Genomic DNA, 11403 nt, shown 5'->3' with positions numbered 1-11403 from the left:
GTCCCCCGGGACGGGACGGTCCCGTCCCGGGGGACCGACCGGGCTCAGGCGTCCACGCCGTAGTACTGGGCGAGGAAGCCGATCACGTCGGCGGCGTGCGGAAGCAGCTCCGGCAACTCCCGGGCCAGCGTCGCCCGGGTGGCCTCGGCCAGTTCGGGCAGGCCGGTGGCGGCGGACTTCACGTAGGGGTCGAGGCGGCGGACGAGTTCGTAGTTGCTCTCCACGTCCAGCTGCCGCATCGCCTTCTCCAGCGGGGGCGCGTCGGCCGGCGGGATGTCGGGCAGGACCCTGCTGACGAAAGTGACCCGGTGCAGCACCCGCCAGCACGGCGGCTTGCGGTCCGCCTGGCGGGCCTGGCGCAGCGCCGCCGCGTTGGGGTCGTTGCCGTTCTCCAGCCAGACCGGGTCGACGACCTTGTGGAAGAAGCTGTCGAAGTGCTCGCTGTCCTCGCCGAGGTAGAAGCTGAGGAAGCGGTAGGCGTCCACCTTGCCGGGCACCTTGACGGGGTTCCCGTCCCGGTCGAAGACCGGGTTGCGGTCGGTGTCGTAGCTCTGGAGGTTGCTGCTGGGGGCGACCTCCACCTCCAGTCCGAAGGAGCGGGTGGCCTCCTTGCCGCGGGCCCGGGTGGCGGTCATCCCGCCGCCGACGGAGGCGTCGAGCTGGGCGCCGATGCCGATGCCCGCGATCTGGAAGGAGGTGCCGATCGAGGTGCCGACCGAGCCGGAGAGCGAGTACGAGCCGGCCGTGGTCTCACTGACCACGTCGGTGGTCTCGGTGGTCTCGGCGAAGAAGCCGCCGGCGGCCGTCCAGACGTAGGTGTTGACCAGGTCCCGGCGGGAGAAGCCCTGTCCGGTGGCGCTGTCGGCGCTCTCCCGGCCGCGGGCCGGGGCGGCGTCCGCGCCGATCGCGCCGCCGAGCACCCGGCCGGCCTTCTGGGCGAGCGGGTCGGGGGCGTGGGTCTCGGTGGAGACGCTGTCGTAGTAGCTGTGCAGGCGCTGCTGGTCGCGCTGGATGCGGCGCTTGAGCGCGTACGCCTCGCGGGGCTTGAAGTAGCTGTACTCGCCCCGTTCCCGGCCGCCCCGGTAGTCGGGGTCGGCGACCTTGCCGCGTTCGTCGAAGCCGACGGTGCCGTCCAGGGTGCCCTGCTTGGTGTAGCGGGGGTTGATCGGGAACGGGACGACGTTCCAGTCCTTGGGGATGTCGGGGTTGGGCTGGATGCGGTAGGCGACCAGCGCGCAGCTGTGCGCCAGGCGCAGCGCGAAGACGTCGGCGGTCTGCGACTGCACGACGGCGAAGCCGGTGTTGGCCGGCACGTACCTGCGCCCGGCGGTGGGGTTGAGCAGTCGGCCCGGGTCCTCCCAGTGGCCGGTGAGCGAGACCTTGGTGGTCCGGGCGGTGTTCTCGCCCTGGGAGACGGAGGTGTCCTCGGCCCAGCTGTTGGAGAACTCCAGGTTGCCCCGCACGCTCGCCGAGACCCCGCCCTTGGCGATGGACTTGGCGATGCCGAATCCCAGCGGCGCGGTGATCATCCAGACGTCGACGTCCACCTCACGGGAGAGCGCGAAGCCGAAGGCGGCGTCCACGCTGCGCTCCTTGGCGGAGGACAGCGAGCGGACGACCTGTTCGGCCTCGGTGAGCTTGACCGTGGAGGCGCCCTCGAAGGTGTCGCTGCCCGGGTCGGTCAGGCCCGCGGTGAGGTTCTCCGAGGGGATCGGCGGGGCGCCCTCGACGTAGCCGATCAGCTGGGGGTCGAACTGGACCTGGCTGACCCACTCGCTGACCAGCTCGCCGACCTTGTAGCCGGTGACCAGGTGCCAGCGGCCGTCCTGGAGGTAGCTGTAGGCGCGCTTGAGGACGCCGAAGGCCTCACCGCGCGAGCCGTACTGCATGTCGGCGTACTCGGCGACCGCCGGGGCGGCCGAGACGCTCTGGTGGAACGCGTTGCGCAGGCCGGCCAGGGCGGAGCGGACCTGGGCGGCGTCGTTGGAGACCGGGGCGGTGGAGAGCACGGTGCGCGGGCGGGTGGCCTCCGGGCCGAACTCCAGGTGGTTGCCGCGCAGGCCCTCGTCGCGGACCTGGGCGGTGCCCGCCTCGGTGGAGTCCCGGTCGAACGGCCAGTAGGCGACCAGGTCCTCCTTCTCACCCTTGAGCCGGGTGAACAGGTTGTCCAGCAGCTGTTCGTGGGTGCGGGCGGTGCGCCAGATCCGCACCTCCTCCAGCACGCCTTCGAAGGCCTCGACGGGCTTGCCCCGCTTGAGCACCGCGCCCAGGGTCAGCTGGGCGTCACCGTTCTCGGCGAAGGCGGCGGTGTCGGGCAGGCCCGGCGTGCCGGCCGGGTCGCAGGCCACGGCGACGCCGTTGCGGTACAGCCGGAAGACGCTGCCGCGCGGGTCGGGGTTGCGGACCCAGCGGGCGCCGCGCAGCCGCGCCGGGTGCGAGCCGGTGGCGTCGGCGGCCGTGCTGCCCGCGTTCTCCTCGAAGCGCCAGTGCGCGACCAGGCCGCGGTCCCGGGCGGTGACGGCGCTGCCGAGCCGGGCGGCGTCCCGGGCGGCGCCCCAGATCCGGACCTCGGCGAGCACCCCGGCCAGCTGCTGGACGGTGACGCCCTCGCGGGCCCGGCCGAGCTCCAGCGGCGCGTCGTTGCCGCGCGGCCCGGCCCCCTCGTAGCGGCCGGCACCGATCTCCCGGCCGTCCAGGTGGAAGCGGATGTCCTGCCACTCGCGCACGGCCAGCGACTCGACCAGCTCGACGCTCTGGGTGACCGGCTTGCCGTCAGCGCCGGTCGCGGTGATCTGCCTGGTGCCCTTCTGCTCCTGCATCGAGCGGCCGCCCTTGCGGACCACGGCGATGCGGTGGAACTGCCCGGCCTTCACGCCCTCGGTGGAGGTGAAGCGCACGGCCCGGCCGTCGGGCTCCTCGAAGGCGAACTCCAGCCGCCCGTCCGGCAGGACGGCCAACCGGTAGGGCACGCTGCCGCCGACGCCGTCGGCGGTGCGGCCCTTGGAGAGCAGGCCCTGGGTCTCGCCGAGGCGGTCGACGCGGGCGAACACCTCCAGCGTCAGGTCGTCGGCGATGTCCAGCGCGTCGTCGTCCGGGACGTCGAGATAGGCGTCGCCGGTCAACTCGACCGCCCAGGACTGCTGGTAGGCCAGGGCGAGGTGGCTCCACTCGCGCAGCGGGAAGGTCTCCCGGCTGACCACGCGGCGGTCGCCGACGTACCCGACGACCCGGTGGCCGCCGTCGGCGATCGGCGAGCGGGCCGGGACGGGCTTCGGCATGCCGCGCAGTTCGGCGTGCCGGTTGTTCCCGGAGCGGTCGGTCAGGACGGCCTGCGCACCGGGTTCGGGCGCCGAGTACGTCCAGTAGCCGAGCAGCCCCGCCTCGTTGCCGCTCAGCCGCCGCCCCTGGCCGGCCCGCAGCTCCTCGCCGCCGCGTGCCTTGGACCAGAGCCGGACCTCGTCCAGCCGGACGGCGGCGAACTCGGTGGGCCAGCACAGCACGGTGCCCAGCGAGAGCCGGCCCTGCCCTCGGTACGGGGCGTCGGCGGTGCGCCGGGCGATCTCCTGCCCGTCCAGGTAGATCACCTGCTGGCGGGTCTCCCGCTGGAACACGCAGGCCCAGTGGTGCCACTTGGTGTCGGAGAACCGCTTGGTGGTGTCCAGGTCGTCGCCGTAGAAGGCGAAGGTGAAGAAGCCGTTCTTGCGGAAGCCGATGTGCAGGCTCTCGTTGGCGCGCCCCTCGGCACCGCTGTGCCCGAGCACCATGTGCGGCCGGCTGTCGACCTTGGTGCGCTGGGCCCAGAACTCCACCGTGAAGTCGCCGTCGCCGAAGCCGAAGGCGTCGGGCACCACGGCGGCGTCGTCCGTGCCGTCGAAGACCAGCCCGGAGGTCGCCTGGGTGCCGAGCAGGCCGAGGCCGTACGGGGTGTCCCCGGCGTTGGCGTGCAGCAGCCGCACCGGACCCTCGACCCGCTCCGGGTTGACCCAGGTCTCCAGGGTGAGGTCGCCCGGGGTCGCCGCCCGGGGCAGCTGCCCGGCGGGCAGGGCCAGGAAGCGGCCCTTGCCGTCGAAGGCGTAGGCCCGGCCCGGCATGTCGGCCCGCCAGCGCCCGCCGTGGCCGCGCGCCAGGCCGTCCGCACTGCCCAGGGGCAGTTCGGCCAGGCCCCCGGGGTCGACGGTGATCAGCCGGGAGCCCTCGGCGAGGGTGCTGCCGGGCTGCGAGGACTCGGACCAGCGGTGGTCGTAGCGCACCCGCTGCACGCTCATCCCGGGCTTCAGCAGGGCCGGCTCCGCACCCGCGCCGAGGCGCAGCGACTTCGACCCGGCGGGGTGGCTGCCCTCGAAGCGGAAGCCGTGGCCGCCGACGGTCACGAAGCCGGGGCCGGCCAGCGGGGCGAGGGTGCCCTCGGTGAACTGCACCACGTCGCCGTCGATCCGCAGGACCGAGCCGATCGTGACGGGCTGCTCGGCCGCGCCGTTGACCACGGCGGCGAAGTCCTCGGCCCGGCGGGGCAGGTGCGACCACTTCTCGGTCTGCCCGTCGTGCCGGATGGTGAGGGTGACCTGCGTCGGGCCGTCCCCGGCCTCGACGGTGATCCCGGTCCCGGTGAGGTCGGTGCCCGCGTCCCGGGCCGTGAAGGAGACCGTCCGCGCGCCGGCGGCCAGCTGCCGGGAGGAGCGCAGCACCTGGCTGTCGTAGTAGGCGGCGAAGAACTGGCCGTTGGAGCCCCGGAAGTAGAGCACGACGTTGCCGGTGGCGCTGTCCAGCAGGAAAGGGCGGTCGGCGGCGCGGGCGAAGCCCAGCAGCGCGCCGGAGCCGCTCAGGCCGGTGCGGTCGACGGTCAGCTGCGGCACCGGCAGGGCGATGTCGTCGGATCCGCGCACGCCGCCGGTGAGTCGGCCCAGTTCCTCCTGCTTGGCGGCGAGAGCGGCCTGCTGGGCGGTCAGGGCGCGGCGCTGCTGGGCGAGCCGGTCCTGCTTGGTGCCGAGGAGCTCCAGGCGCTCGGTGAGCTCGGAGATCTGCCGGCTGAGCCGGTCGGTGGTGGGGTTGGACTTCAGCGAGTTGTCGATCCGCTCCAGGATGAGGACGCCCTCGCCGGAGTCTTTCGCCGTCGCGTAGTCGTACTGGACGATGCGGTCGCCCTGGCTGTCCCGGGCCGCGACCAGCTGGTGGCTGTGCCGGGCCACCAGGCTGTAGCCGTTCCAGCCGTCGAGCGCGAAGTGGGTGGCGGCGTTGTCGGCCTCCCGGCGGTACTGGATCAGGGGGATGTCGTTGCCGGTCCGCCGGTTGTCGACGTTCATGTCGAGTCCGGAGTTGACGTTCTTGACGAAGCAGCAGGCGAAGCCGTTGATCGTGGTGCCGGTCGGCTCGAAGGTCCAGACCGTGGACGCGGCCTGCCGGTCGGCGGTGCGCACCAGCGGGGCGAGGCTGTCCTTGCGGTCGCCCTGCACCGCGAGGTACTGGTCCTTGCCGTCCTTCTGCAGCTTGAACCGCAGCCGGTAGCGCCAGTAGGAGTAGTCGCTCTCCAACTCGGCGCGCACCTCGGCGCGTTGGCGCTCGACGTCGGGGATCTCGGCGGTCTCCAGCTGGAGTCGGGTGATCTCGGCCTCGGTGGCGGCGACGTCCCGGGCCAGTTTCGCCACCTGGGCGTCCACCTCCCCGGCCGCGTCGACCGTCCCGCTGGACTCCGGCGCGGCCAGCACCGGCAGCGCCAGCTCCTCCGGCACCTGGGCCAGCCGGCCGTCCCGGCCCACGCCGAGGTCCACGGTGGCGACGTAGGCCTCGTCGGTGGCCCGGCCGGTCACCGGGTCGGGCCCGCCGGTGGTGCAGGCGAGCAGCACCCTGGCCTGGCGCTTGACCGGCTTGGACGCCTGGTCGTAGCCGGCGGGCGCGGCCTCCTGCTGGTGGTGCAGCAGCGCGGACAGGCCGGAGACCACCCGGCGCCCGGTGAAGGCGAAGCTGCTGCGGCTCACCCCGGAGTCCTCGCCGACGGGGGCGTCCGAGGTGACCCAGGCGGGGCCGCCGCTCAGCGCGGCGTGCCGGGCGTGGTCGGTCTGGTCGTGCAGGGTGGTGCCGGAGCCCTCGTCGAAGCGGTAGTAGACGGCCAGCCCGGGTTCGTTGCCGATCAGCCGGCGGCCGCGGTCGGCGGCGATCTCCGCGCCGCCGCGCGGGCGGAGCCAGATCCGCACCTCGTCCAGCTCTCCGCGGCCGAAGGAGCGGGCACCGCGTCCCAGGGTGAGGCCGCCGAGGCCGGCGTACGGCATGTCCGTGGTGCGGCGGCCGACTTCGACGCCGTCGCGGTAGACGACCTGCTCGTGGGTGTCCCGGGTGAAGACGCAGGCCCAGTGGTGCCAGTCGGTGTCGGTGGTGCGCTGCGGGATGTCCAGGTCGTCGTGGAAGAAGGCGAAGGTGAAGGTGTCGTCCGGGCGGAAGCCGATGTGCAAGGTGCGCAGCCGGACGCCGCTGGAGGCGCCGTGGCCGATCAGGAAGTCCTCACGGCCGCCGGTGGCGGTGCGCCGGGCCCAGAACTCCACGGTGAAGTCGGAGTCGGCCAGGTCGAGGGCGCTGCTCGGCAGTTCGGCCAGGTCGTCGACGCCGTCGAAGCGCAGCGCCGTCCCCGCCCGGCCGCCCCCGTCCTCGGCGGGGACCAGCGGACGGCCGGTGAACGGGCAGGTGCCGGGCGCGCTCTCGTAGACGGCGTTCCGGTGGCGCGGGTCGGGGCTGGTCCAGGCCTGGGTGCCCCGGGTGTCGAAGAGGCCGTCCCGGCTGCGTTGGACGCTGAAGGCGTCGATCCGGCCGGTGGCGTCGTTGTGGGCGAAGACCTGCCAGCGCTCCCGGCCGTGCACGGCGGTGGGTACCAGCAGGGCGGCGAAGCGGCCCTCGGAGAGGTTGCGGACGAAGGACAGCTCCTGGGTCGGCTCGACGAACGGCCGCCCCTCCATGTCCTGGGTGCCGAGGCTGTCCTTGGCGGAGTCCGGGCGGCCCTTGTGCCGGCTCCGGCGGTAGCGGACCTCCAGCACCGGCTTCAACTCGCCGCCGGCCAGCACGAAGCGGTCGCACAACAGGGTCGCGTCGACCACCGCGACCTTGCGCCCGCCCTCCGTGGCCAGGTAGTCCGTGCGGGCGGGGTCGCCGGAGGAGCCGGTGCCGTCGGCGAGCCGGAACACCGCGTCCGGGTGGTCGGCCCGCACCGACTGGCGCAGCACGTAGACGTGGGTGCCGTCGGAGACGACGTGGAAGGGGGCGGCGGCGCCGAGCCGGGCGGTGCTGGACAGGAACCGGTCCAGCTCCTGCTCCTCCAGCCGCTCCGCCGCGTCCGCCTCCACCCGGCCTCCGCGCTTGACCACCGGCATCCGCACCGAGCCCGCCACCGCGTAGCCGACCCGGGCCACCTCGGCCGGGAAGCGCAGCGTCAGCGGGTCCTCCGACCAGTAGGCCGCGTCGGCCTCGCCCTTCGCCTCGTCGTGCCGGGACAGGTCCAGGACGCTGTAGACGAGGCGCCGTTGGTCGTCCATCGCGAACGCGACCGTGCTCCCCTGGTGCCGCACCGTCGTCGTGTGCACGTAGGCCCGGTCGCCGTAGACCTTCGCCAAGTGCTGCTGCTCCGTCAAGCCGCCACCTCACGTCCGGTGGCCGTAGGGCTACCGACGGCCACGCGATCACCACAGAACGCGTCCACGCTTTCACTGAATGTGACGATCGATCAAGTCACTTTCCCGCCGCCGCACCCCGGCGATCCGGCCACCCGCCGACCCCCACACCCGCGGCACCGTCCGCCCCTACCCCGGGCGCCACGCGCGAACCGGAGTCCGCAGAACCGGCTGCGACCGGGGCCGAAGTGGGGAAGACCCGTCCCCCACGGCTGGTCGGGCGCGAGGTGAACGACGTGATCGAGCGCGTTCTCGGCGTGCGGGACGTGGCGCGGACCCGGTTCAGCAGTTCTCCGGTAGACCACCTGCCGCTGGGGCCGTCGGGGCCTCGCAGGGTCGCTACGTCGGCGCATCGAGCACCCGGGAACGACGGTGGCGCCGGGTGCGGGCGCAGGCACCGGCGAAGGCCGCGCCGTTCATCGACCTGGTCAACGCGAGCAGCGAGGGGATGCCGGACTTCCTCGGCGCGGACGTCCTCGGGCACTGTCAACGGCTGAACGACGAGCTGGACGACATCACCGCCACCGGCGACGACGCCATCCGCAACGACCTCGCCCGCTACGAGCGGATGGCCGGGCGCCTGGGCATCAGGCCCCTGGCGGCCTCGGCGCACGCGGCGGCGCTGCGTGCGGCCGGACTGGTGGCGACCACCCGGCGGGGACGCACCGTGCGGCACGCCCTCACCCCGCTCGGCGCCGACCCTCTCGACGCCAACCTCGGCCGACACGCGCCCTATTGCCCGCCGAACCTGTGCCGCCCATCCGAGTGGACGGTCCCCGCCGACAGCCCGGCCCTGACCCCAGACCCGGCACCGGTCCCGACACCGGCCTCGAACTCGACCCCGGGTCGGAACCCTGGCGAACGCGTGGCGAAGAATCCAGAAAAGGGAAATGACTGGAATCATTCCCACACTGGAGAATCGAATCTCCACATATCCCTTTCGTCACTCGGGTATTCAGATTCCCCGCACATGCCACGGGTTTCAGAGTGGCCCTCGACACCGTTCTCCGGGTATGCGATAGTCGCTTTCAACCACCTGGTACCGAGGAGCACGAGTTGCCCATTTCCAGGCGTTTGATATCGCCCGAGGGGCGCATCTGGGAGACCGAGGAAATCCTGGCCCGGGTATTCGGTGCCACCGAACTCCTGGCCCGTCGAAATGTCCGGCCCGGCTCGCGGGTGATGATGAGCGGGGCCAATTCGCCGGAATGGGTCGTCGTGCTGCTCGCGCTCGTCCACCTCGACGCCTCGGTGGTGCTGGCCGATCACCGGGCCACCCCCGCCCAGCGGGCCCGGATCCGGCAGCTGGCCCGGGTGGTGCTCGACCTCGGCGACGGCGCGGTCGAGGCGGCGGCGCCGCGAAGCGGTGCGGCGACGGTGACTGCGCCGGCGGCCGAGCCCGATCCCGCGGGCTGGGCCCGGCGGCGGGATGCCGCGATCTCGTGGTCCTCGGGCACGACGGGCAGCCCCAAGGGCATCGTGCGCTCCGGCCGGTCGATCCTGGACAACCTCGCGCTCAGCGCGGACCGCATGGGCTACCGGCCCGACGACGTCTTCCTGCCCGTGCTGCCGTACTCGCACCAGTACGGTCTCTCGCTGGTGCTCTGCTGGTGGCTGGGCGGGGGCACGCTGGTGGTCTACGGGCCGAGCACGCGTCTGGACCACGCGCTCGCGGTCGGCCTGGAGCACGGCCTCACCGTCGTGGACGCGGCCCCGTCGACCTACTACAGCCTGCTCAACCTGCTCGACCGCCGCCCCGCGCTGGTGGGCGCGCTGGGGACGGTACGGGCCTGGTGCGTGGGCGGCGCGCCGCTGGGCCGCAGCCTGGCGGCCCGCTTCCACGCCCGTACGGGCCGGCACCTGCTCGACGGCTACGGGGCGACGGAGCTGGGGAACGTCGCGCTGGCGCCGCCCGCCGATCCGGTCGGCTGCGGCACCCCGCTGCCGGGGGTGGTCGTCGAGGTCCACGACGACCACGGCAGGCCGCTCCCCTGCGGTCGGCTCGGCGAGCTCGTGGTCCGCAGCGCGGGCCTGATGACGGGTCTGCTCGGCGAGGACGGCGAGATCGTCCCGGTCCCGGGTGCGGTGCACCGCACCGGGGACATCGGGCTGCTCGACGACGCCGGCCGGGTCTTCCCGATCGGGCGCAAGCACGCCGTGCACCGGGAGGGGCACACGCTCTACCCCGACCACCTCGCCGAGCGGGCCGGGGCGGCCGGGGCGCGGACGGAGGTCGTCGCCGTGCCCGACGCCCGCCTGGGCTGCCGCCTGGTGTTCGTGGTCGAGGACCCGGACGGCCACCAACCCGCCCACTGGAAAGGGCTGTTGCGTCCGCTGCTGGCCCGCTACGAGCAGCCCGACCAGGTCGTGGTGCTTCCCTCGCTGCCGCTCACCAACACGGGAAAGCCCGACCGGGCCGTTCTGGAGAAGATCGCCATGACCTCGCTGCCCGCGTCGCACCGGACGACCGCCGACACCACGGCCCCGCCCACCACCCCGGACAACTACCGCATCCCCTTCCCCGACCGGGTCGACGCTCTGCGCGCGGTACGCCGGTACGTGGCCGACCACGAGGACGCGGTGCTGCGGATCCTCACCGAGGTCTCGCCCCACCGCACCGCCACCACCGAGATCCGCTCCTTCCTCGCCGCCCTCGACGGCGCGGAACAGGAGGTCCGCCGCGTCCGGCCCGGCCACGTGCCCCGGGCGGCGGTCTTCACGCCCTCCAACATCCCGCTCTATTCCTATGCGCTCTACATGCTGGTGGCGTCCCTCTACAGCGAGAGAATAACCTTCCGGCCGTCCTCCGAAATCCGGGGCCAGATGCAGCGCCTGCACGATCTGCTGGCACCGGTCCACGGCCTGCCGATCACCCTTTCCGGGCTCAGCCAGCGCAAGTTCGTGACGGGACCGGTGCGGGAGGCCGACCTGATCGTCTTCACCGGTGACTACGCCAATGCCGAGACCATTCGGGAAGGCCTGGCGGAGGACCAGCTGTTCCTCTTCTTCGGCCACGGCATCAACCCCTTCGTGATCGCGCCCGACGCCGATCTCGCACTCGCCGTGCACGACGTCATGCGGATCCGGCTCTACAATTCGGGCCAGGACTGCTTCGGTCCCGACGTCGTGTTCGCCCCGAAGGGCCGCACCGAGGAGTTCGTCGACCGGCTGTCCGCCGAGCTCGCGTCCCTGCGCTTCGGTCCGAACGGCGACCCGGCCGCCGACTACGGCCCGCTCTTCTACGACTCGGCGCTGATCGACTGCTCGGACTACCTGGTGCGGCACGCCCGCCGCATCCGGCACGGCGGGCGCATCGACCTGCCGTCCCGCAAGGTCGAACCGACCGTGCTGCTCTGGGGTTTCGACGACAAGCTCCCGCTGGAGGAGATGTTCGCCCCGGTGTTCAACGTGGTGGCCTACCCCAGCGCGAGGCTGCTGCGCGAACGGCTGGCGAGCCCCTACTTCGGCGAGCGCGCACTGGGCGCGATGGTGTACGGGAACGATCCGGCGACGGTGGAGGTCCTGACCAGGCGTCACCGCACCTGCGTCAACCACACCCTGCTCGACGCCGAGGACGGCAACCGTCCGTTCGGCGGCTTCGGGCTGCGCGCCAACTACCTCTCCTACGGCGGCGAACGGCGCGCCGAGCCGCTGCTGATGTCGCAGGCCGTGGCGCGGGTCCTCCCGACGGCCTTCCCCGCCCCAGCCGTCCCCGCCCCAGCGGCCCCCGTCACGGCGGTCGGGGAGTGAGCCG

General features: G+C 73.0%; 3 protein-coding genes. 2 read left to right on the top strand and 1 reads right to left on the bottom strand.

The genetic code is table 11. From position 1 onward, the window contains the following. Positions 1–44 precede the first annotated feature (44 nt). Complete coding sequence (locus ACFXOZ_RS21255) at positions 45–7610, bottom strand: LamG-like jellyroll fold domain-containing protein (protein ID WP_380592028.1); 7566 nt, start codon at positions 7608–7610, stop codon at positions 45–47. A 421-nt stretch (positions 7611–8031) separates the two neighbouring features. On the opposite strand from ACFXOZ_RS21255, the gene ACFXOZ_RS21250 reads away from it, so the two are divergent. Continuing rightward, a complete protein-coding gene (locus ACFXOZ_RS21250; RefSeq protein ID WP_380592026.1) occupies positions 8032–8727 on the top strand; it encodes a hypothetical protein in 696 nt (231 codons plus the stop codon). Continuing rightward, positions 8706–11399 carry an aldehyde dehydrogenase family protein gene (locus ACFXOZ_RS21245; protein WP_380592024.1) on the top strand — a complete coding sequence of 898 codons (2694 nt, stop codon included), beginning with the start codon at positions 8706–8708 and terminating at the stop codon, positions 11397–11399. The genes ACFXOZ_RS21250 and ACFXOZ_RS21245 overlap by 22 nt, the downstream gene beginning before the upstream one ends. Positions 11400–11403 lie beyond the last annotated feature (4 nt).

This window comes from Kitasatospora sp. NPDC059160, from assembly GCF_042755465.1.
Lineage (GTDB): Bacteria > Actinomycetota > Actinomycetes > Streptomycetales > Streptomycetaceae > Kitasatospora.
Note: the sequence above shows the minus strand (reverse complement) of the source record. Positions and strands in the feature narration are given on the sequence as shown.